This is a genomic window from Ensifer sp. (assembly GCF_035999135.1).
In the GTDB taxonomy this organism is placed as follows: Bacteria; Pseudomonadota; Alphaproteobacteria; order Rhizobiales; family Rhizobiaceae; genus Ensifer.
Genome location: NZ_DASYGZ010000083.1, coordinates 1 through 20,549, shown reverse-complemented (window position 1 = coordinate 20,549; position 20,549 = coordinate 1). Strand labels below are relative to the sequence as shown.

Here is a 20,549-nt window from a genome sequence, read left to right as displayed (position 1 = left end):
CTGTTCATGGTTCACCTTCGATTTGGAGGGTAACTACAGGCTGGCCGCGGCCTGCCACATCTCGTCAATTTGGTCGCCGGCAAGACCGAGCGCTGCGCCGATGGTTGCGATCAGCGGGTGCGTTCGGTTGAACGTTGTGGCGTATTCCCATTCGATCTGCGCCTTGTCGCGATCGGGCCCGGCCGGCAGCTCGGCGACAATCGCGGCCACCGTCGATTGAGAAATGCCGGCGTTTACCAGCCCCAAGCGGAACTGGCGCGCTGTGAGTGATGGCATGCCGGCACGCACCTCCTCGACCGTGGGAGGAACATAGATGCCGATGGGGAACGTGGGCTTGTCCAGCATCCACTGACGAATGCTCGGCGCAAGGCCGTGCGGGTCGTCCGGCTGCAAGCCGTAATCGCAGTCGTAGGTTCGACCGTGAATGTCGGTAATGTTGCAGTGGACGATGAAGACGTCGGGCTGTGCCGCCGCCCGGATCGAATGCACCCTATTGAGGGCGAGTGTCGACGGATTCTCTGTTTTCTCCATTATGCTGTCCTCTGCATGATGCCGTTGTCACCCGTCATCCGGCCCCGCGTACGCCACGTTCCAGCAAGCGTGCCCCCGGGGGCGTCGGCGGGAAAGGTGGTGTAGTCGATGTTGTTGGCCGTACGAACGTAAACCGTCATGGCTCCATTTCGCGGAACCGTATGCATCGACAGCACCGAAATGACGTGACCCAGCGGGAAGTTGGTTTCGTTGGCGTTGGAGCCCGTATAGACAACCGCTCTTTGACTGAGGGCATCGCTGAGATAAGTACCGAAACCGGCCATGGTGCCGGCGAACTGGATGTTGCCGTCGGTAAAGACACGAGCACTACCGAGCGACAGAGCACCGAGCGCAGAAATTTCACCAGTTCTGGTATTAACCACAACTCTACATGCGCCGCTGGAATAGTCCCAGAATCCGACGCCCCACCAAGAACTGATCCTAAGGTTATGTCCGACATAAGTAGCTCCGTCGATGTTGCCAGATATGACGCCGTTGCCGCCGCCCAAACCGGCGGCGGTATAGAAGCCCGACGGGCTATAGATGCTTCCCCCGAAGTTAGCGTTAGCTGCGGAATCCCACCAAGCAAGGGTCGCGGCGCTTGCCCACGCATTGTTCGAATACTGCAGGTAGAACGCACCGCCTGAATCACTCAGCAAACGATGATTGCGGTTCAAGTTTGCGTGGAGCCGGAATTCAGCTGCGCCTGCATTGTTGCCGACTTCGAAGTGGTGCCCTGCCCAATACGCCGCCCCATTTTCACGGAATGACATGTTGCGTACATAGGTGCCGCTGGTGTTGTACATAGCAAGGTCAATGGAACCGACTGCGTTGTTATGTAGGATCGCACCGCGGCTCACGCCGGCATTGCTCATCAGCCAGAGGAAACGGTCACCTGCCGCGCGTATCTGAAAATCGCTTTGCGCGATAAATGTTGTGCCCCAAACCAGCCCAGAAAACGTCGCGCCGGATGTCGTGATTAATGGGGCACCATTCCAGGTCGGCCCGAGAACGCTGCTGAAGTTGTAGCGAAAACCCGCTTCCGCATTCAGTTCGATATTGCCGCCAGCATGCGCCGCGTAGCCGATGAAACCGGCACGGTTGCCGTCCCCTTTGCGTAGGTCTATGTAGCCTGTGTTCGTCGCGTTACCCGCACTCACGTTCGCGGTGCCATTTCCGGCTGTGCCCGTCGCAACAATGAGGGTACTTAGAACCGTCTTCGACGACATCGTGCCGGGCAACCGCGCGTCCGCGATCGTGCCGGTCGTAATGTCGCTCGCCGAGCCCGACGAGGCGATCGGCGCGAGGCCGAGTCTCGTCTTCATCGCCGCAGCGCTCGAATCACCGAGAATATCCCGCGCAAACGGCGTCAGTGCCGTCGTCGCATAGAGGTCGGCGTTCGTCGTGTAAAGCATCCTGTCCGCAGCCGTCGTTAGGCCCGCGATTGATTGCAGTCCGGCGTCATAGGCCTGGACGGTTGAGCCGATCTCGACCCCAAGCGCCGCTCTTGCGCCGCTCGCGCTTGTCGCCCCAGTTCCGCCTGCCGTGACGGGGCGCGGCGCGTTGGCATCCGCGGTGAGGTCGTCGATCAGCGTGTTGTATGGCACGCTTTGAATGGTGGTGTTTGGCACGCCTTTGGTGCCGGCGGGAGGCGAATAGACGCCACCTGTTCTGGGCATGGCTGTTCTCCAGAAAAATGTGCAGCAGTGCGCCTGCCGATGATCATCGAGCACGCGTTTTCAATGGGGTGATGTCGCTCGCAGCATCGGTCGTCATCGCGACAGAGATTACCAAGCAAGTGAGCAGCCGCCGGGTCGTTGCGTGTGCCCGGCGCCGAACATGGAATTGAACACACCGGAACACTTCATAAGGCTGCCGATGTCGTTGCAGTGGTTCTTGCTGCCGACAAGTCATGTTGATGGAGACGCATCTCCTAGCGCGGCTTGCGCCCGGCGCCGAAGAGCCGGCCGTAGTCGACGCGGCGCATCCCGTCGGGCCTGAGGCTGACGACATCGGGGCGGGATTTTTCCACCTCCTGCGCCATCACGCCGATATGTTTGGCGCCGTGCGCCGGCTCCCCCCGATAGCGATACTCATAGAGCGCATGCCCATCGAGCTTGCCAACTTTCCTGATGTCTTTCTTCAGACGCCGGTCGCTCTCGCGTAGGGATTTGAACATGCCCAGCACGTTACCAAGCGCCCCTGTGCGCGCGCTCAGCTGCGATTGGTAAGCATCGAGCTGGTTTCGATAGTTGTTTTGCACCATCCCCACGTAGTCCGGCGCCTCAATTCTTTGCCCCTGGGTTGGCACGAAGTTGGGATTGCTGACCTGGGCACCGGAAAGCAGGCTCGAAATCTCGTTGATCGGCTGGTTGCGCTGCGCATACATCTCGTTGAGATACTGGGTGCGGGCAGCGTTTTGCGCCGCGAGCCGGGCCTGCTCGGCATTGAAGGTCTGATCCCTCAGCGTGTTGTTGGCAGCCGTTGCCGCCTGATTGTTCTGATGCATCTGCTGCAGGGCGTCGTTGTTGAACCCGGACGCCGCGAGTGCTTGGTTGAAGGTCTGCTGTTGGGCGGCATTGGCCAGTTGCATGTTGTTGGCGTTCTGGGTGTATTGCTGGTTTTGTGCCTGGTTGGCGAATTGCCCGTTTTGAAGCATCTGGCCGTAGGCCTGCTGCTGGGCCGCGTTCTGGAAGGCAGCGACCTGCTGGGCAAGCCCCACCTGCCGCGATTGCTCCTGCCCGGCATTGAGGATGGCGCCGAAACGCGCATCGTTTGCCTGACGTGTCGCCTGGTCGATTGCCCTGTTGTAGGCTTCGGACCCGGGCTGAAGGCCCTGGTTGGCAAGTTGCGTCTCGAGTGCAGCGCGATCACGGTCCAGCTGAGGGTTCATGCGGGCAATCAGCGCATCTTCATAGCGCTTGGTATCGAAGTTGCTCTCGTAGCTGCGCTTGATGTCGCCCGCATTGCCAAGCGCAGTCTGGATCGTCCCGGCATTGGCCACAGCACTTTGAACATTGCCCGTGCTGGGCAGCGCCGTCTGCAGGGCCGGGCCCGAACCATATTGCTGGTACTGCGGCAGGCCTATCGCATTGGGGTTGCCGGCCGCCGGCGCTCCGGAGAGGTCCATCGGTCGGCCGAGCAGATCGTTCAACCGGGCCGACTGATTGTTGGCGAGCGTCGCCATGTTCTTTTCCGCAGCGTCCGTCTGGTCCTTGATCGCCTGCTGCGCCGGCGAGAGCGTCTGCGTCGCCGTCCATTCCGGCAGATCGTAGGTGGCACCGTTCATCGGGTCGGTCCATTTGCGGCTGCCGGTCTGGGAGTAGGTCAGGTTGCCGTCAGGCGTCACCTGGTTGATGTTGCCCAGCGTGCCGTTGGCTATTGCCGTGCCAATGTTTGTTGAGGTCTGCGCCGCCGCGGTTTGGCGGGGATCCGGCGGTTTTGGTGCTTTGGGTTTTCCCATGGTATCTACCTCTGGTTGACGGGATGCGCCCGCCAGTCACTGTCTGAAAGTGTGAAGATGATTTCCGCTTCATCCCGCCCGCGAAGGCGGGGAATACGGTGGGACGCAAAGCCGAAGCGCTCTGCAATCGCGATCATGCCGGCATTGCGCTCCGACACGCGCAGAACGATCAGTTGGCAGCCGATTTCCCCGAAAGGATAACCAAACATGCCCTTGAGCACCTGTCGGGTCAGCCAGCGCTTGCTGGTCGAAGCGGCCGAAAGCTCGATCACGCCCGCTTCCGGCGCGTAATTGTGGTACACGACACCGGCAACGAGCCTGCCGTCATCGCCGACGATTCCCATGGTGGTGAACGCTGTGAAGCCTCTGGCGCAGCCGGTGATATGGGCGGCGACGAAATCAGCGATCACCCGGTTCGTGACGGGATCGCCATCGCCGCCCCATAGAAGCCTCATGTGCTGGCCTCACCGGCCTCGACCTGCAACGTGGCGAGATCCACTTCGATGTCGAGCCTCGCGATCCCGCCGGACGTAATGGCGCAGCCGACTGCAAGCATGTCGCCGGCCGCTCGGACATTCTGGCGAAAACTGTATCGGAGCTGCTCTGTCGATGAATCCCAGACACCCTTGTCCCAAAGCCCCACATCCCATTCGGATGAGGCGGCGTCACCGATTGTGACTTGAGAGGCCGGCGGGATCGTCCTGTCGAAGTCGGCGCGTGCAAAGAGCCGCACCATGGGTCTGCTCTTCGCGCGGAAATACATACGGGCAAGCGTGGCCTGTGCACGCTGTCCGAACTGCCCGGCCGACGTAAACTGTGAGAGATAGGCAGCGGTGAAGGTCAGCCCGTCGTCGGTCCCGGTCGAGTCGCCCTGCCAGCAGAAACCGCCGTCGGTACCGAAAAACAGTCCCCCCTGCAGCGTCTCGTAACAACTCGCCTTCCAGTTGCTGACCGTCGACCAGCGGCCACTCAAGACGTTGAGCACGAAGGTCGTGTCGGACATCACACTGTTGGCGGGAAAGGCGAGGAAGACGAGGTTTTGCTCAGGCCACTGCTTGATCACCCAGCCCGCGCCTGTCGCGTTTGCCGCCCGGCGCCACTCGTCCTCGATCGGTCGGGAAATCGAAACCTGGCTCAATGCCTGGCGATCACGCTCGAAGACCTGCGAAATCGGCGTCAGACCATCCGTGGTGGCAATCAGGATATCGCCGCCGGCGCGGATCCAGGCGTTCTTTCCGAGCGGCCGGCCGATCTGGTAGACCCCCTTCAGCGCAAAGCTGTTGGCGTCGCTCGGATCACTTCCAGCATAAACGGCCACCTCCCCTTCGCTCGAGACAAAGACGCAGAGGTCGGAAAGCCCGTCGCCGCTTTCGAGCGACCAGGAGAAACCTGTCTGCAACGAGCCCCCCTTCTTCATCACCCCGCCGAGTGGAAACACGGCCGCCGCCCCGCCAATCGCATTGACCGGCAGATAGTACGCGTCGAGCGTCGCATTCTTCAGAAAGAACTGCCTGTTCTTGAACAGCCAGCCGTAGTTGAGCTGCGCGGTGGTCGATGTGTCTGGAAAGGTGATCGGTGGGTTCGTCGCCCAACTGCTGCCATTGTAGACGCGACGCGGGTCCGCTCCGTTCAGGCAGATGAGATGCGAACCGCCTGAGTTGGTATGCTGGAAGGTGCACCAGTCCCCTCCAGAAAGCCCGCCGACGACGGCTGCTGTCACGGCCGGAGGCGCTGTTGGCGACGTCATGTCGTAGATTGCCTTGTCGGTCGCCATGAACAAGGTTTCGACAGCCCCGTACTTGTACTTGAAGGCGCTTCGGATAACCCCGCCATCCGCTGCGCGACCGCGTTTTCGCGAGCCGCCCCGAATGCGGCACCCAACGAGTGTCGGAAAAAAGTTTCGAAGCACGGTTGCCGATCCCGATTGCTGCGAAGCCATGTCCGCGGCGGTTACCAGCCCGTTGACGGGCGCCGGAAAGGTGACTGGCTGCGAAGACTGCCGACGACCGACGCTGGTTGCGCCGCGATTGCTCTGCCCGATCCGCCCTGGCTTCAGGTTCGCTCTCATGACACACCCCGATCTGCATTGATCTCCTGCAGGAGATCGGCTTCGAATTCCGCTAGACTGTCATCGAACGGCAGGCCCTTTTGCCGTTTCCAGCGCCAGAGGATGCCCTTGCCAAGCAGACGTTCGGGAAACAGCGTCCGGTCGTCGTCCGCTCGCAATGTGTCGCGCTCCTCGAAAGGGTCGCCCAACACCCAGTTTTTCGAGATGTAGTCGATCACCGCTCCAATCCCGGCCGCTGTCGGAGAAAATAGCACCTGGCTGTCGCGCAGGAAGAAATAGGGCTGCGTCGATTCAGTCCCTCTGACGATCGCCCATTGCGAGCTGTTGGCGATCGGCCTGAAGCAGATGCCGGACGCGGTCCGCACTGCGCCACCGGGCGTCAATCGCTGGTAGTCTCCCGGCAAGTTCGATGGGGAAAGGATCGCAACGTGCTGCTTCAGCAGGCGGCGCCAGTCGCCACGGCGGGAAATCTCCTCGCCCGCCTCTTGCGCCAGCGCCACCATCGTCTGGGCGTTCGGATCGTTCGAACCATAGATATTCTCGAAGCGGTCGAGCGAAACGATGTCGCAGACCTCGTTGATTGCCGAAAGCAAGGTCATGGTGTTGCCCCTCCCACCATCATCTGGGCATCGCCCCAGCGCGCGCGTTCATCGGCAATACCGAGCCCGGAAAGCGCCGACATCTTCAGCTGTTGCGCGGCTCCAACCTTGCCGGCGTCGCGCTCCCAGATGGCGATCTCCTCGACAAGACCATAGAGATAGGCGTCGGGCGCCTGCTCCAGCAGCCAGTTTGTGGGGTTGACGGCCGAAAGCGGCGGGATCTTGCGGTAGTAGGTCACCGTCAGCCCGTAGCTGCCGGCTGGAAAGGCTTTGATCCGGTTGCCGACGATCGAATAGCCGAGTGGGGTGCCACCGCCCGTCAGGCCGATGTCGGAAAATTGCTGCAAGGCGCCTGCGCGGATCGGCCGGCCCGTAGCCGTCAAGACCTGTCGAGCTTCGAGAAAGTCCATCGGCAGAGGCGCGTCGCCGTCGACGACATTGATCGACGCCGTCGCTTCCATCTCGCTCACGCGCAGTGCCCTGTTGAGTTTCAATTCGGCAAGTCCGACGAAACGCGGAAAGAGATGCGCGATGTCGTTGCGCCCGCTGTATTCACCCGCATCGACAAGCAACGCGGCATAGTCTGCAATGCTCATAGCCTGCCCTCCTTGGTGCGCCAGGCGCGGTTGTCGCCGTCGTTGAGGAAGCGTTTGACGAAACGGTCGTCACCTTCGGAATGTGCCGTCACCAGACCCGAAGCATGCGCAATGTTGAGCGGGACCGAGGCGACGCGATGCCAATCGCCTTGCCAGATCCTTTCGGCGCTGTTGCGCACCGCCTGGTTTTCGCTCACCAGGTTGTCGACGGGATAATCGACACGGTAGACGTCCTTCTCTCCGTCGAAGTGGTGCCAGACGGAGCGGCCGGTCATTCTGTCATGGTCGTAGAGCGTCCAGGCTCCATCACGGATCAGCATGGCTCACTCCCCAGGCAGCGGGTCGGCGCGCTCCGCCTTGCCAGCGGCGATCAACGCCTTGGCCTGTTCCAGGCTGACGCATACGATCGCGCCGGCGGCCGCGCGTTCCCCTTCCTGGAACCAGACGTCGTAGACGAGACGGACCGGAACAGGTTTCTTTGCTTCGGACATAAAAATCTCCATGAAAAAAGGCGGCTCCGGAGAGCCGCCTTGGCAACAATTGTTCTTCTGGAAGAGGATCGGGCGCGGGTCAGGCGCCCGCACCGGAGGGGCTGGTGTCATCCATCAATATTCGCAGCGCCCGTTCCGGGCCCCAACGTGCTCAGGTGCACGGGCGGGAGCCAAATACCGCCGTTCAGGTGGGAAGTCCTGCTCCGCGGTGCCGACGCAACATTGCCGCCGCCCCGCTCAGCAAGCCGCCAAGACTGAGTTGAACATCAACGGCCAAGGTGACGACGTGGCCACCCGCATGCCTCGACGATCGTGGACAGGATCTTTCTATCGCCCAAAATCCGAAACGGTCTTCATCGCCGACGCGACGAAGAGATCGAACTTGTCGAAGAGTGAAGTAGTGATGTCTCGAGACAGGAACAGATCGTAAACCGACGGCAAGTCCTCGATGGTGGAGGCGCCATCCCCGGCAACGCGACAACCAAGCCGTGTTCCAGGAAAATCAGGGGTGTCGGATGCCGTTATCACGAACGCGCCGGCGCGTGGGTTTGCTGCAAGCGCGTCGCTGCGGGCTGCTTCCAGTGCGCGCTCGACGTCGTCAGGCTGTTCCGACGCATAAAACCCCCACGCGTAGTCGCTCTTTCCCCGCACGGCCTGTTGCGTGTAACCGGTGAGGTGAAGTCCGTACGCCTCGACGGGCTGAGAGAACGGCACAACGGAAGTCCGCGGCTCGCCTGCGTCGAGAAGGTTGTAAGGGTGAGCCACGATATTCGCCCTCTTGAAAACAGCCTTCTCTTCGTCAAGGGTCTTGAAGAATTGGGCGTCGCACGTGAGCAATGCAGCCAACACCTTCTCGGCGCTCTCCGGTGGCATTGCGCATTCCGGCGCTACTACACCACCGCTTCTTTCGCAGATTCCGCCGCGGCTCATGTCTTCAAACGAATAGGGATCGATTGTCGCCAACACCAGCCCGACCAGCACGACGAACAGCCCGAAGAGAGTGACAACGGTGTAGACCAATACCTTTAGCCACCTCTTCGTGCCGCCTCCTCATTTGCAGAGCGTAACCAGACATCAGCCTACTAGAACATTTCAAGAACAAACACAAGGTTGAAATCCAACCATCTCCACAGCTTATGCGGTGCAGAGGAGGTTTTGACGGCCAGCCATCGACGTTAGCCTGCATCCGCTGCAGATCCCGCTTTTCGTGCAGTGCCTCCACGGCAAGAGCGGAATGCTCGTCGCACTGCTCGCCCCGACGGCAGCCTCTGCAGCGAGTTTTCGATCGATCGGGGGCGAACCAATGTCCACCCCTTTCCAATGTGCAGGACTCCGGGATCAATTCGCAGCACTCAGCCAAAACAGATCTGCGGCAACGCCGAGGCCCTTTTCGTTGTGCACCTTCAACGTACCCTCGCCGATGATCAGCCCTTGTCGGCGTCGCCGGCTTTGGCCACCGCCTTGTCCTCCTGGATGTTGCGCAGCCAGAGGAAGGAGAGCATGTCGGTGTCGAGGAAGTAGGCGTTGCGCGCGAGATTCGCGCTGCCCGCCTGCCCCGCGCGAGACGCGCAATGGCGTTGGCGGAAGAGCCTATTGCCGTTCTTCGGCCCCGTGTCTTATTTCAAAAAGAGGTCACCGGATTTCAGCAGTTCCATGCCTGATGCGAGCGGCGTCGTGCACCCCAAGAATCCCTCGTCAAACTCGAGATCCGAAGACGGTGTGTAGCCGGTTTCGTCGGTCTCAAGGTCGAACAACCACCCCTTGCCGGACACACGAACGCTTCCTGTGCGTCTCTCCGTGGTCCGCTCGATCCTGCTCATGCCGTCCGGTGATTGAAAACCCCATCTCAGTTTCATCTCGCCTGCAACATTCACGCGCCGCTGAATGTATCCTGTCAGCGTGAAGCCCGAGGCATAGACCGGCTTTTCGAACGCCACACGCATTGGCGCGCGTTCTGCGTCTCCATCCTTGCGGTATGGGCCGGCGGCCTGCTTGAACGCCACCTTGCCGAAAGCATTTTTTTCCTCGCCCAGCGCCTCGAAGAAATCCGCCCGGCATTGCAGCAGCGCATTGATCAGCCGGTTGCCGCGGCCCACCGGTGGTGGCCCAAGTTGGGCCCAGCCGAAGGTCTCGGCTGCTTCCGGCAGGCGAAAGTCCTTCGTCTCGGCTTCGTCGGGTGCGCAGGTTACCGTCGCCTGCTCATCGGGATCGAAGTAGGAACGCAACGTCAGGTGCTGCGAAACCGGCGTGGCACCGACATCCTTGTCAACCAAACTCCAGTAATCCGTAAATCTCGCACCGTACTGAGCCGAGATAGCACGAGCGGCTCCATCGGGCGTTTGAGCGACCTGAAGGGCCCAGGCAAAGCGCGTCGGTTCACCAGACTGAACCGTCTTTCGTTGAAAGAACCGGACGATGCGGAGGCCACCAATCTCGACCAGGTGTTCGAATGTCACGGTTTCGTTGTAGGTCTTCTCCGCTTCGGGAATGTGAGGCGCGTTGTCCGGGCTCTCCCAAGGCTCGATACGGACCCGCGGGAAGATGCGTCTTTCAGCCTTCAACACCTCGAAGAAAGAGGGCTTGCAGGCGACGAACGCGTCAAGAACATGGTTGGTCTTGACGGCTGGCCGCCTCGCCGGTGGGAACAGGTCCTCAGCGTCCGGGAGGCGCCTCCTGCCAGTCTCCTCATCGGTCGTCAGTTCCGCCATTCGATCCTTGGACGCGTCACACATGACGAAGGATCGCGAAGGATCGTTTGCCTGGCGAACGACGATTTTTCTGTAACTGTCCTCCGGCGCGACCGATGCGTCGCCCTGCGGAACCGATTGGGCATCGAGCTTCAACTCGAGCGCACCACCATCCTTTGCCACGAACCTGGCACCGGGAAGCATTGCCTCGATCGCCTTGGCGACGTCAGATACGCGCCGCTCGACCTCAAAACCCCACGTGAAGTGCGGAACAGCAATGCCGACGGCCTCAAACTGGACATAGCCGGTGAGCGACAGGCTACCGACGTCGACAGGCGCCGCGAACGCGATCGTTTGCCCTGTGACACCATCCGACATGCTCCAGTCATAGGGCCCGATCACTGCTGCGCCAAAATCCGCCCTGTCACCGCCGAGAAGCGAAAAGATGTCCGCCTTGCAGGCGAGGAACGCGCCAAAAACCTGTCTTGCACTGCCGGATGACGGTTGCGAGGACGCCGCCGGGATCGCCGAACTCAAGACAAACAAGGCCGCCAGGGCCGACACGCACCACCTGAACACGATCCCTCCAAGGCCAACGCCGGACGCTCTCTAATGAATGGGAAACTGAGAGTGCACGCGGGGGCCGATACTGAGCGCACCGGCGAATTCAACCGGTACGATCAACGTTGTTCACTCGCAAAACTTGTAGAACATTAAGAGAACGAACACAAGGCATTGTTGAGAAGAAATCGTATCTTTTACCCGGCACAGCCAACCACAGTTGCCGCCTTGACGAACTCGGTAATGGCAGCGGAATCGTGTGAACTGTGACACGACCGTCCTTCGGCCACGGCCACACCCTTGATGCCGCCTAGCGCCGCCAGGGTGGATCTGAGATGGGATTGCGCATCGGATTGGCAGGGGGAACGGGTGTCTCGACAGAGTAATCCGGAAGCCCCAGCGCTCGCCGCGCCAACTCTTGACGCTCTCCAAGCTTCATCTTGGCGGGGTTGGGACGCTCGTACTTGTCGGCGACGACGTATGTAGCGTCGTCGATATCCTTGGCAGTCGACAACGGCTCCCGTACACCACGCTCGCCATTGAGGAGTTCGTGCTTTATGAAGCCATAATTTGCCTCATAGGATTCGGGCGGCAGCCCGCGCTCTTCCGCCCAGTTGAAGAAAGCTTCCCTGCGATCGTCCCATTGCGGATAGCCATAAGCATTTCCGTTTACCCGGCCATTTTGCCACAAATTGCCGAACACCCGTCCGAATCCGCCGCTTTCGTGGTCGAAATTTCCGACGAAGGCGGCAGCGTCCTGTTCGGTCATGATCAGATCCCGTTGCAGATCTCGCTTCAGACGCAACGCGATGTTATCCGAGAGTTTGTCGTAGTCCGTGGTCGGCTTTAGGCGCTCGGTTGGCACCGCCTGATGTTGCTTGCTGAACTTCGTGGTATCCGTCAGCGTACCGCGAAAGTGCATCGGTGCCTTGCGAAAATCGCCGTTCATAAGTTCGCTCGGCGGCGGATGCTTGAAGAGTGCGTTCTCACCGCGCCGCGCCTCCACGTCGGCAAAAGCCTTGTTGCCGGTCAATATCGGATTTTCGTCGAAGTACCCCATCGCCTCTCGAACGGATTGGATTCTGACGGGTAGCCCCATCGAATTCAGCGGTTTGTCCTGTTTGGTCACACTGTACCTCTCATAGCTCGGTTTCGTTTTACGCGTGCCCTCTATTGCGAGCGCAGCCCGCAAAGGCGCCGACGAGCGAGAGCGGCTCCTTGAAGCCGCTCAAGCCGTCAGCGCTCCGGTTAGGTATCGGTGCGCGAGAAAGGCCTATTCCGCTCGATCAGCTCGCAGCGCTCAACCCAAACAAGTCGGCCGCAACGCCGAGGCCCTTTTCGTTGTGCACCTTCAGCGTTCCCTCGCCGATGATCACGCCCTTGTCCGCGTCGCCGGTCTTGGCCACCGCCTTGTCTTCCTGGATGTTGCGCAGCCAGAGGAAGGAGAGCATGTCGGTGTCGAGGAAGTAGGCGTTGCGCGCAAGCTTGGCGCTGCCCGCCTGCACCCGGTTCGGGTGGATCATCACGGTGCCGAACGGGCCTTCATAGTAGTCGGCGGTCGCCACGATCGTGTTGCGCTCGCCGCCCTGCGAGACGGCGTAGCGGAACGGCGCCACGTTGGCGTCGGACATGAAGGTGACGAACACGCTCTTGACGTAAGGCGAAACCGAGACATGGCGGAAGTTGGCGCCGTTCTGGTAGCCCGTCTGCATCACCTGGTCGAGGATCGCCTTGGTGAAGGGGCGTTGCGTGCCGTCGGTCGGCGACACCGTCAGGCCCGTCGTCGGGTTGTAGCCGCCATTGGCGCCGCCTGCCCCGCGCGAGACGTTGGTCGTCAGCCAGGTCGGCAGCGAGCCGAGTTCACGGGTGGCGCCGGAGACGGAAGCATTGGTGTCGGCGATCGCATATTCGAGATCCTTGCGGATCTCCACGCCCTTCTTCAGCTTCTGGTATTTGCGCTTCTGCACGTTGCCGGCTTCCGCCACCACTTCCTGGGTGGCCGAGATGATCCAGTCCTTGCGCAGAATCTGGGTGTAGTTGCCGAGCCTGGTCGGAGCGATGATCGTGCCGAAGGTGTATTCGTCGCCTTCCTGGCGGATGTTTTCGCCGGGCGCGGCCAGTTCGTCCGTCTCCCATTCCGGGTGGTGCGTGTTGCACTTGCCCTTTTCGATGAGCGAATAGATCGGCGTATCCTCCGGCGTAATGCGGGAAACGACGTCGGAAAGATCCTCGCGGTTGCCCACGGCCTGCGAGGTCGTGAAGGTGTTTGCTACGACAGCCATGATAGTGTCCTTGATTGATTGAGATGGTCATGAGCGCCCACACCCGAGGGTACAGGCGCTAAGAGATCAGTCCTGGTCGTGACGCGCGGATACGGAACAGTTTCCAATCAAAACAACTGGATAGACGGATTTCCGGACTCTGTTTGTGACGAGTATCGAGCGGAGGCGACCATAGGTCAGTCGAAGTCGACACCCATGGCGTCACGGATGGAGCCGCTTTTGGTCAGCCGCTGCATCGCTTCCCGGCTCCGGCCCGGCGCCTGCACTGCCTTGCCTGCCGGCCTTGGTCGCGCCACCGTTGCCGGTGCCCTGTTCAGCTTGCTCATCGCCCGCTTTTTCGCGTGTTCGGCGGCAAGGCCGAGACGGGCATAGTGCGCGAGCTTGAAAAGGCGATGATCGGTCACTTCCCGCACCTCGGCCTCGGAAAAGCCGAGCGCTTCCGCTACATCGAAAGCACCGGCGAAGAAGGAGAGACGCCCCTCCGCATCGGCCGTTTCGGGAAAGGCTTCGATCAGCCTGGCATTTTCCACGTCCAGCTGTTCGTCACTCGCAGCCTGCGAAAGGGCATCCACCACGGTCGCCGGCGCCTCGGCAATCGACAGCACCTCGTCGATCCTCTGGAGCCCCGCCTGGTGCAGTGCCCATTGCCGCCGATAGCCGTCCGGGTCGAGCGCCGCCATGTGTTCGGGCGGCTCCGGCGGGATCTGGCTGGCGAGGAGGTTGGCAAAGGCGTTGGCCGATTGGGCCACCCGGCTTGCCATGCCCTCCAGAGCCCGCCCGCGGTTGGCGATGTCCTGCGTCTTGTGACGGTAGTCGCGGTCGCGCATGTAGCCGAGCTTCAGCTCGGAAAACGGCACTTCCTCGCCACCCTTGAGCACAACAAGAAAATCCGCGTCGTCGTTGGCCGCCGTATCCTCGTCAGGATCAGTCGGCTCGTCTTCGGGATGGGCCGTGTCGTCGTGGCCTTGGTCAATGGCTTCTTCTGCGCCGTACCCGCTTAGCCCTCCCGGCTCCAGGTTGGCCTCATCTTCAGGCTCCCAGAAATCGAGATCGGCATCGTCAAGCCCGGTCGCGGGGTCAACGGTTTTGCTCCCGCCGAAAGGCAGGTTGGCACTATCGTTCGTCATGGCGTGACCTTTTTAGGTAGGTGAGGCATTCACGCGCGGCGTTTGCCGCTCGGATGGAATGCCCTGGTGAAAGCGCTTGCCCGTCAGGCGGGTGCGCCCTTGCCGTCAGCCTTGGCTTGCTCCGTCAGGAACTTGAGCTTGGCCCGGAAGTTTCTGATCGCGCGGGCTTCGGCCGCATGGGCCGCCCGCCCGGCATCGTCGGTAAGGCCGGCATGGATGCAGCCGTTGATCGCCGCCCATTCCAGCTCGTTCATCACCTCGTTGAAAAAAGGCACGTCGAGAATGGCGCGCGCAGCCGCTGCCCGTTCCTCAGGTTTCATGCTGTGGACCTCAGTTGGAGAGCGATTGCTTTCGATCGAAATTTTGCGTCGAACGCTGCCTTGATTCTGCTTTTGTTCCGCGCTACCGCTGTGCGAACCAGAGCAATCTGCCACTCTAGGTCACATGCGCGCGTGTCTATCGAACGAGGAACCCATGAGAAGACTATCGAGCCTGGGATTGGCAGGCCTGCTTCTGGCCGCAGCGGTTTCGCCCACCTCGGCGAGCGGCCAATCGGGAGAGCCGCGCTACCTCGTCAAGGCCTTTCTGCTCAAGGACGACAAGACCTTTGATCACGCGACGAACTGGTGCGGCGATAACAGCGTCTGCACCCTCACGGTCGGCGATTATGAGATCGGCTTACGCTTCTTCATGGGCTACGACAGCTACCGCCTGCGTGTTGCGTCGTCCTGGGATGGCGACAATCCCTGCTGCTTCTTCGCGGATGGAACTTACGAGACCTCCGTCGCAAACGTCCGCCCGCACGCCGAAGTGCTCTACTACAAGACAGGCGCCGGCCGCCTGAAACTCGGCACACTCTACATCGCGCTCGAAAGCCTCAAATAGCCAGAACGACCCCTCACTCCCTCCATGTGTCGAGCGCTTTCCTCAGTGAAATGGGCTGCCGCTTCGGGTTGTTCCAGGGCGTAGGAGGCGTTACGCAGCGGAAGGGCTGTGGCGCATCCTTGTTGCCATTCGAGGCCCCGAGGGAAATGGGCCGCGCCTGCGATGAGTTGTTCCAGGGGAGCTCTTCGCAATTGTCCGGCAACTTCGGCTGATTTCTATAAGGATCCTCATAGAAGCCCTGTTGTTCCTTGTCGGCCAGCAGCTCCTGCATCGATTGGATCGACGAAACGATATCCTTCAGAGCCGCCATCCCGTCGACGTTCTTGACCTCGGACTGCAGGGTGTTAAGTTCGGTCTTTACGCCCTCAAGATTTCCCTGCATCCCACCGAGGCCCTTCCGCGGCCTGGCGCTGTAGGTCCCGTCACCACCCTCAGACAGCTTACCCAGAGATTTCCGCAGCCCTTCCGCCGTATATGCCGACGGGTCCTCAAGAGCGCTGCGCAAAAGGTCGTCGGCATAGGCCCTCGCATCCTCGGGGCTTAGATTTCCCGCGCCGCGGCTTGGCAGATTGCGCTTGTCAACGGTTCCGGAGCCGGGCTTCGCACGGCCCGGAAAAATGAAATCTTCCATGGCATGGTCCTTCTGAAATGGTCGTTGCAGGTCGGAAATTGCGAGCGTTCCCACGCGCGACGCGGCCAGTCTGAATTGGCTACTCTCGCGGAACGTGCCGAATGTGATGGGGCTTGATTCTGCTTTTGTTCCGCGCTACCCATGTGCGAAAGCACGATGGCGACCGCCACTTTACCGCGCGTCGAAGTTTTGTTTGCCTTCGCCGTTATCTCGGTGGCATCGGTTTGACATCTCGGGGATTTGCAGCATGAAGAAAGTCGGAGTTGCCCTGGACGCCATCGCTGGGATCGTCCTCGACATTCTCGATATCATCGTCGTCGGCTTTCTCCTGCATCGTGTGGCGCGCGTCCTCGTACCGTTCCTCAGCTTCGGCAGGATAAAGGTTGAAGACCTCTACGCCGCCGGCACCGGCTTCAACTGGTTGGGCCTGAAGCACCAGGAAAACGGCCGCTATCTGCTCAGCTCGGGTATGGGCACACTCTTTGCCGCGCTATTCTGGGTCCTGTGCCTGGTCGCTTACCTCGCCGTCACCCGCGGGTTTTAACCGGCGCGCTGGACCAAATCGCCTTCGACGGGCAATTGCCGCTTATCGAACCGTGGAGCCTCAGGTCATCCAATGCCCGCAAAATCCAAAAAATTTGAATTCTTCCGCGTCGCGATCGGCGTTGCCCTCGTCCTGTTGGTTTCAAAGGTCATCGACCACGCTTTCCCGGAATCGACGTTCTTGGTTCGGGCGGCTGCCAGCCTCGCCGTGATCTTGCCAGTCGGCATTGCGCTCGATGCGGCAGTCGTCTTCGGTAGCAGGAACTGGCGACGCAAGTAACAGAGTTCGGTCACTGCGCGCCCGAAGCGGACCGTGTAGTCACCTTCTGCATGTCAGGTCCACGCTCGAGCCGTCGTCAACAAGAAATCCCAGTGTCCGAAAAATCCAAGAAGTCTGAGCTCGTCGAATTGGTGGTCGACCTGGCAATTGGCTTTCTGATCATACGGTTTGTCGAACACACCTTCCCGGAGCAATCGTTCCTGGTCCAGTTGGCGCTCGTTCTCCTCATCGCCGTGCCGATCAAATTGGCGGTGCACGCCGCATTGAAGTTTGCCCGAAGAGCCTTGGCAACGGAAGTAGTCGGCGCCCCTTGTCTGCAGTCCGGGCTTTAGCACGGCTCTACTTGCCTGCCCATTTGGTGCATTGGTTTTCCCGCTTGATGCAGGCAATCTCCGCCGTCGAGCACTCGGCAACGCCGTTGACGACAGCGCAGTGCGAGCATTGATCGGTAAATTCGAGGCAATTCGGGTTGGATTTCAGGAAGGCCGCGATGCTGCCCTCAGTCTCGGCCGCTCCGGCATCCGGCACCGTCCGACCTGCTGCCGTCGGGACGTCCGCAGATCGCGCGACGGGCGCGCAGGTGAGGACAACCGCCAGGCACAAGGCCAGCCTGCAGATCACGCCTCTCATGCGTCACCTCCTTTTGATGGCCTGGTCATTCGGGTGGGCAATGCCTTCCCGCCCGCGCACCCGACGTCGCTCAATCGCCTTCCTGTCCTAGGCCGGCATGCTCTAATATCTTTCGCGGTTTTGCCAGCCGGAATTAGTGTATGCACTGGCCCTGCGCGGACGGTCAGCAAGATAGTCCTTGATGGAGTCGTAGGTCTGCCCGACCGCTTCGCCGGCCGCAGCGCCGGCTAGGCCATTGGCCGCGTCGATGAAGTCCAGCGGATCATGGTTGACCTTTGGAACCGGGTTGGCGGCCGGAAAAACCATATCACCGGTCACGCTGCCACCGAGACCTGAGACCGCACCGGTCAGCGTTCCCCGACCAATCGGCTCTCCACGAAACACCGCTTCGGCAAACCCCTGCACGGCGCCATCGATGGCGCTCCTGCCGCCGCGAGCAACATGCCCCTTCCAACCGGCCATGTTCTTGGCCACAGGGTTACTTGCCAGTGCCAATCCGGACTTTTCCAGCGCGGCCCCTGTCGCAATTCCGCCGGCGAGCTGGGCCGCCAATGCGGCGGACCCTGCACGATCACGAGCGGCCTGCAGATTGTCGTCATAGGCTTTCAGTCGCTGGTCGAAGGTTTCATCAGAGGTTGCCGCCTCCAGTGCGGCGACCGGATACTTCATCGCACCGAACGTGGCGGAATCGGTTGTAATGCCCATGATGTCTTGCGTTGCAACCGCCGCCTTTTGGTACCAGGGGGCGGCGTTGAACTCGTCCTGGTGTCTTTTGATGCGCTGATTTTCAGCCGCCTCGGCGGCACGCGCCTGTTGCTCTCTTGCAGCTTCCGCCTCTGCTTCCCGGCGGGCGAGCAAGCTCTGAAGCGCCCGCTGCTCCGTTTCGCGGTCAGCCTGCGCGAACAATTGTGCACGTCCCGCTTGAGCGCCGGTAGGCTGGGCATCCAGGATTTCCGGCTGGCGGCGATCAGGGTAGCGGAAGGCGCTCATATCAAGGGCAGTCGCTTGCCTCGGGAGCTGTGCCGTTTTCGGGGCCGGCCTGGCGGTTTGATCATATCGTGCCGCTTTGCGCGTGGTCGTCATTGATCTACTCCGGTGGTTGGCTTCCGCCGCCTCTCGGCCACACGCGTTTGCGCCCGCGGCCCAGTCGCTACTGGATCGCAAGATCGGACCGACTTCGCAGTCAGCGTCAGGTTAAAGCGACGAAACGAACGGAAGGTCTTCTAGGAAAGGTGCAAACGCGCGCCGCATGAATGCGGGGCGCGCACGTGAACGAGAAATCGGGCGTTTGCAGGGAGCTACTCGCCTGCTGCTCCCGAGCGAGAGCAGTTCCGGTGGGCGGGATGACGACCGCGCGCGCTAGCGACCTTCGACCGCCCTCACCCCAGTTCGTTGCGGATCACCCGCATGAACACCTTGGCGCCGATGCCGATCAGGCCATCGGGAAAATCATAGTCCGGGTTGTGCAGCCGCGCATGGTTCTCGCCGGCGCCGAGGAAGAACATCGCCGAGGGCGCCGCGCGCCCGAAGAGCCCGAAATCCTCCGACCCCTTCATCGGGAGCACGCCTTCGCCGCGGTCGTGGCTGACGCCCTCCTCGTCCATGGCGCGCGCGAGCGCGCTCACGGCGATTTCCGCATTGCTGCACTGGTGGAACACGTCCTCGTAGCCGATCGCCACCTTCAGCCCCGCAGCCTCAGCCTCTTGCGCGACCAACGCCTCGGCGCGGGCAACCAGATCGGCCATGCGTTCGTCGGTCAGCGTCCGCAGCGTCGCCCAGATTTCGGCGTAGCCCGGGCTGATGCCGAAGGCCGCCTCGCCGAGGCGGGCATGCGTCACCGTAACAAGTGTATAGTCCTCGGTAAGCAGCCCGTTGTTGCCGAGCGCCGTCAGCCCGGACAGCAATGTGGCCATAGCAAAGGTGGGCGCAATGCCGTCCTCCGGCGTCGAGGCATGCGCCGTCTTGCCGGAAAGCGATATCCGCATGCCGCGCGAGGCACAGTTGACAGGCCCGGTGCGCAGCGCCGCGTGGCCGAAGCTTAATCCCGGGAAGTTGTGCAGCGAAAACACGAGATCCGGCTTGATCCCGGCAAATTTCGGATCGGCAAGCACGGCCGCAGCACCAGCACCATTTTCCTCCGCCGGCTGGAACATCAGGATCGCCCGGCCCCTCGCCGGTCGCCTCTGCGCAAAGCCCTTGGCAAGCGCCATCAGGATCGTCATGTGGCCGTCATGACCACAAAGATGCCCCTTGCCCGAAATCTCGGAGCGATGGGCGATCTCGGAGACTTCCTCGATCGGCAGCCCGTCGAGCTCGGCCCGCACCATCACGGTCGGCCCCGGCTCTGGGCCCTCATAGACCGCCGCCACCCCATGCCCGCCGAGGCCGGTGACGACCGCATCCGGCTTCGTCTCGGCAAGTGCCGCAACGATCGTTTCCGCCGTCTCCCGCTCCTCGCCCGAAATCTCCGGCCGCCGGTGCAGCTCCTGCCTGAAGGCCGCCAACGCCTCGAGTTCACGGTCGATCAGAAACATGCATGCCCCTCCACTGCGCGTTTCGCTGCTCATAGCAGGTCCTTGACCGTGTCGCCAATCGCGCCGACGCGCGCTTGGCTCCTACCGGCTGCAAGCGAGACTTTCGATCATCCCCGTATTGCGACGAGAAGCGCATGACGTCTGACAACCAGCGGCTATCGTCTCACACGCATCAGCCAAAGGGGCCAACATTTCAACTGCCGATCCAGGACAACCGGCCAGTCGCTCTTCTGCACCCCTCGAAAAAGACCAACGCCGCTGACGGCCTCGCTCACAGAAGTCGTGCAACCCGCCCTTCCCCCGCCGCCAATCTCGTCCGCGCGCCGGATGATTTCAGCCTCCTCTTCGGGCGTCGTTGCAAATTTAGGGGGCGGCTTGACCAAAAAGAACCCGTTCGTCGCGAAATTCCCTGAGTTCAACAGGCGTCGCCGCCGCTTTGGCTAGCGAACCGCCAGTCAGAAGCCCGCTGGGATCGTAAGCCAGTCGGTTCCTTCTGTCCGTCATCCCGGCATCCCTCCGATATGCGCCGTCGTCAGGGCCGTGCCGCCGGCCATTTCGGCTAGGTTCTGCTCGCGTTTCAGGTTGAGTTCGGCGTCGATCTGGTAGCGTTTGAGCGCGCCGTTCTGCTGGATCTCCGCAAG

At 61.2% G+C, this 20,549-nt stretch carries 22 protein-coding genes and 1 pseudogene; 3 read left to right on the top strand and 20 right to left on the bottom strand.

Features of this window, described 5'->3' with window-relative positions; all coding sequences use genetic code 11:
* Nucleotides 1–33 precede the first annotated feature (33 nt).
* From VGO12_RS09515 to VGO12_RS09440, 16 genes and pseudogenes are all read right to left on the bottom strand, one after another.
* Nucleotides 34–531 (bottom strand): hypothetical protein, encoded by a 498-nt coding sequence (locus tag VGO12_RS09515; protein ID WP_327512495.1) that lies wholly within the window; start codon nt 529–531, stop codon nt 34–36.
* On the bottom strand, nt 531–2,210 hold the full coding sequence (locus tag VGO12_RS09510; protein WP_327512494.1) for a tail fiber protein: 1,680 nt from the start codon (nt 2,208–2,210) through the stop codon (nt 531–533). The genes VGO12_RS09515 and VGO12_RS09510 overlap by 1 nt, the downstream gene beginning before the upstream one ends.
* Before the next feature lie 254 nt (nt 2,211–2,464).
* Nucleotides 2,465–3,994 carry a tail fiber domain-containing protein gene (locus tag VGO12_RS09505; RefSeq protein WP_327512493.1) on the bottom strand — a complete coding sequence of 510 codons (1,530 nt, stop codon included), beginning with the start codon at nt 3,992–3,994 and terminating at the stop codon, nt 2,465–2,467.
* 5 nt (nt 3,995–3,999) lie between these two features.
* Complete coding sequence (locus VGO12_RS09500) at nt 4,000–4,449, bottom strand: GNAT family protein (RefSeq protein ID WP_327512492.1); 450 nt, start codon at nt 4,447–4,449, stop codon at nt 4,000–4,002.
* Nucleotides 4,446–6,062, bottom strand: a complete 1,617-nt coding sequence (locus VGO12_RS09495; protein ID WP_327512491.1) for a hypothetical protein — start codon at nt 6,060–6,062, stop codon at nt 4,446–4,448. Before VGO12_RS09495 ends, VGO12_RS09500 begins: the two co-directional genes overlap by 4 nt.
* Complete coding sequence (locus VGO12_RS09490; protein WP_327512490.1) at nt 6,059–6,661, bottom strand: hypothetical protein; 603 nt, start codon at nt 6,659–6,661, stop codon at nt 6,059–6,061. Before VGO12_RS09490 ends, VGO12_RS09495 begins: the two co-directional genes overlap by 4 nt.
* Nucleotides 6,658–7,257 (bottom strand): phage adaptor protein, encoded by a 600-nt coding sequence (locus VGO12_RS09485; RefSeq protein WP_327512489.1) that lies wholly within the window; start codon nt 7,255–7,257, stop codon nt 6,658–6,660. The genes VGO12_RS09490 and VGO12_RS09485 overlap by 4 nt, the downstream gene beginning before the upstream one ends.
* The gene (locus VGO12_RS09480; protein ID WP_327512488.1) at nt 7,254–7,577 is read right to left on the bottom strand and encodes a hypothetical protein; all 324 of its coding nucleotides are present in this window, start codon (nt 7,575–7,577) and stop codon (nt 7,254–7,256) included. The genes VGO12_RS09485 and VGO12_RS09480 overlap by 4 nt, the downstream gene beginning before the upstream one ends.
* A 3-nt stretch (nt 7,578–7,580) precedes the next feature.
* Entirely contained in the window at nt 7,581–7,748 is a 168-nt protein-coding gene (locus VGO12_RS09475) for a hypothetical protein (RefSeq protein WP_327512487.1), read from the bottom strand.
* Nucleotides 7,749–8,075: 327 nt separating this feature from the next.
* Nucleotides 8,076–8,768, bottom strand: coding sequence for a hypothetical protein (locus VGO12_RS09470; RefSeq protein WP_327512486.1), 693 nt, complete (start codon nt 8,766–8,768; stop codon nt 8,076–8,078).
* A gap of 318 nt (nt 8,769–9,086) precedes the next feature.
* Nucleotides 9,087–9,301: pseudogene (locus VGO12_RS09465) on the bottom strand (SU10 major capsid protein); the annotation flags it as partial.
* Nucleotides 9,302–9,364: 63 nt separating this feature from the next.
* Nucleotides 9,365–10,999, bottom strand: a complete 1,635-nt coding sequence (locus VGO12_RS09460) for a hypothetical protein (RefSeq protein ID WP_327512485.1) — start codon at nt 10,997–10,999, stop codon at nt 9,365–9,367.
* 307 nt (nt 11,000–11,306) lie between these two features.
* Complete coding sequence (locus tag VGO12_RS09455; RefSeq protein ID WP_327512484.1) at nt 11,307–12,125, bottom strand: phage tail tip lysozyme; 819 nt, start codon at nt 12,123–12,125, stop codon at nt 11,307–11,309.
* A 157-nt stretch (nt 12,126–12,282) separates the two neighbouring features.
* A complete protein-coding gene (locus VGO12_RS09450) occupies nt 12,283–13,278 on the bottom strand; it encodes a DUF5309 domain-containing protein (RefSeq protein ID WP_327512483.1) in 996 nt (331 codons plus the stop codon).
* Nucleotides 13,279–13,454: 176 nt separating this feature from the next.
* A complete protein-coding gene (locus tag VGO12_RS09445; protein WP_327512482.1) occupies nt 13,455–14,405 on the bottom strand; it encodes a hypothetical protein in 951 nt (316 codons plus the stop codon).
* Between the two features lie 83 nt (nt 14,406–14,488).
* Complete coding sequence (locus VGO12_RS09440) at nt 14,489–14,725, bottom strand: hypothetical protein (protein ID WP_327512481.1); 237 nt, start codon at nt 14,723–14,725, stop codon at nt 14,489–14,491.
* A 154-nt stretch (nt 14,726–14,879) separates the two neighbouring features.
* Here VGO12_RS09440 and VGO12_RS09435 point away from each other — a divergent pair, with 154 nt between their 5' ends.
* A complete protein-coding gene (locus VGO12_RS09435) occupies nt 14,880–15,290 on the top strand; it encodes a hypothetical protein (protein WP_327512480.1) in 411 nt (136 codons plus the stop codon).
* A 13-nt stretch (nt 15,291–15,303) separates the two neighbouring features.
* Here the strand turns inward: VGO12_RS09435 and VGO12_RS09430 are convergent, their stop codons facing one another.
* A complete protein-coding gene (locus VGO12_RS09430) occupies nt 15,304–15,921 on the bottom strand; it encodes a hypothetical protein (RefSeq protein ID WP_327512479.1) in 618 nt (205 codons plus the stop codon).
* A 247-nt stretch (nt 15,922–16,168) separates the two neighbouring features.
* Here VGO12_RS09430 and VGO12_RS09425 point away from each other — a divergent pair, with 247 nt between their 5' ends.
* The gene (locus VGO12_RS09425; RefSeq protein WP_327512478.1) at nt 16,169–16,465 is read left to right on the top strand and encodes a hypothetical protein; all 297 of its coding nucleotides are present in this window, start codon (nt 16,169–16,171) and stop codon (nt 16,463–16,465) included.
* Between the two features lie 371 nt (nt 16,466–16,836).
* Entirely contained in the window at nt 16,837–17,076 is a 240-nt protein-coding gene (locus VGO12_RS09420; protein ID WP_327512477.1) for a hypothetical protein, read from the top strand.
* Nucleotides 17,077–17,083: 7 nt separating this feature from the next.
* Here the strand turns inward: VGO12_RS09420 and VGO12_RS09415 are convergent, their stop codons facing one another.
* From VGO12_RS09415 to VGO12_RS09405, 3 genes are all read right to left on the bottom strand, one after another.
* On the bottom strand, nt 17,084–17,374 hold the full coding sequence (locus tag VGO12_RS09415) for a hypothetical protein (protein ID WP_327512476.1): 291 nt from the start codon (nt 17,372–17,374) through the stop codon (nt 17,084–17,086).
* A 102-nt stretch (nt 17,375–17,476) separates the two neighbouring features.
* A complete protein-coding gene (locus VGO12_RS09410; RefSeq protein WP_327512475.1) occupies nt 17,477–18,457 on the bottom strand; it encodes a hypothetical protein in 981 nt (326 codons plus the stop codon).
* Between the two features lie 296 nt (nt 18,458–18,753).
* On the bottom strand, nt 18,754–19,908 hold the full coding sequence (locus tag VGO12_RS09405; protein WP_327512474.1) for an amidohydrolase: 1,155 nt from the start codon (nt 19,906–19,908) through the stop codon (nt 18,754–18,756).
* Between the last annotated feature and the right edge of the window lie 641 nt (nt 19,909–20,549).

Excerpts from the sequence above, each read along its gene's own strand:
- VGO12_RS09515 (WP_327512495.1), bottom strand. The coding sequence starts at position 531 with ATGGAGAAAACAGAGAATCCGTCGACACTCGCCCTCAATAGGGTGCAT.
- VGO12_RS09510 (WP_327512494.1), bottom strand. The coding sequence starts at position 2,210 with ATGCCCAGAACAGGTGGCGTCTATTCGCCTCCCGCCGGCACCAAAGGC.
- VGO12_RS09505 (WP_327512493.1), bottom strand. The coding sequence starts at position 3,994 with ATGGGAAAACCCAAAGCACCAAAACCGCCGGATCCCCGCCAAACCGCG.
- VGO12_RS09500 (WP_327512492.1), bottom strand. The coding sequence starts at position 4,449 with ATGAGGCTTCTATGGGGCGGCGATGGCGATCCCGTCACGAACCGGGTG.
- VGO12_RS09495 (WP_327512491.1), bottom strand. The coding sequence starts at position 6,062 with ATGAGAGCGAACCTGAAGCCAGGGCGGATCGGGCAGAGCAATCGCGGC.
- VGO12_RS09490 (WP_327512490.1), bottom strand. The coding sequence starts at position 6,661 with ATGACCTTGCTTTCGGCAATCAACGAGGTCTGCGACATCGTTTCGCTC.
- VGO12_RS09485 (WP_327512489.1), bottom strand. The coding sequence starts at position 7,257 with ATGAGCATTGCAGACTATGCCGCGTTGCTTGTCGATGCGGGTGAATAC.
- VGO12_RS09480 (WP_327512488.1), bottom strand. The coding sequence starts at position 7,577 with ATGCTGATCCGTGATGGAGCCTGGACGCTCTACGACCATGACAGAATG.
- VGO12_RS09475 (WP_327512487.1), bottom strand. The coding sequence starts at position 7,748 with ATGTCCGAAGCAAAGAAACCTGTTCCGGTCCGTCTCGTCTACGACGTC.
- VGO12_RS09450 (WP_327512483.1), bottom strand. The coding sequence starts at position 13,278 with ATGGCTGTCGTAGCAAACACCTTCACGACCTCGCAGGCCGTGGGCAAC.
- VGO12_RS09445 (WP_327512482.1), bottom strand. The coding sequence starts at position 14,405 with ATGACGAACGATAGTGCCAACCTGCCTTTCGGCGGGAGCAAAACCGTT.
- VGO12_RS09440 (WP_327512481.1), bottom strand. The coding sequence starts at position 14,725 with ATGAAACCTGAGGAACGGGCAGCGGCTGCGCGCGCCATTCTCGACGTG.
- VGO12_RS09435 (WP_327512480.1), top strand. The coding sequence starts at position 14,880 with ATGAGAAGACTATCGAGCCTGGGATTGGCAGGCCTGCTTCTGGCCGCA.
- VGO12_RS09430 (WP_327512479.1), bottom strand. The coding sequence starts at position 15,921 with ATGGAAGATTTCATTTTTCCGGGCCGTGCGAAGCCCGGCTCCGGAACC.
- VGO12_RS09425 (WP_327512478.1), top strand. The coding sequence starts at position 16,169 with ATGAAGAAAGTCGGAGTTGCCCTGGACGCCATCGCTGGGATCGTCCTC.
- VGO12_RS09415 (WP_327512476.1), bottom strand. The coding sequence starts at position 17,374 with ATGAGAGGCGTGATCTGCAGGCTGGCCTTGTGCCTGGCGGTTGTCCTC.
- VGO12_RS09410 (WP_327512475.1), bottom strand. The coding sequence starts at position 18,457 with ATGACGACCACGCGCAAAGCGGCACGATATGATCAAACCGCCAGGCCG.
- VGO12_RS09405 (WP_327512474.1), bottom strand. The coding sequence starts at position 19,908 with ATGTTTCTGATCGACCGTGAACTCGAGGCGTTGGCGGCCTTCAGGCAG.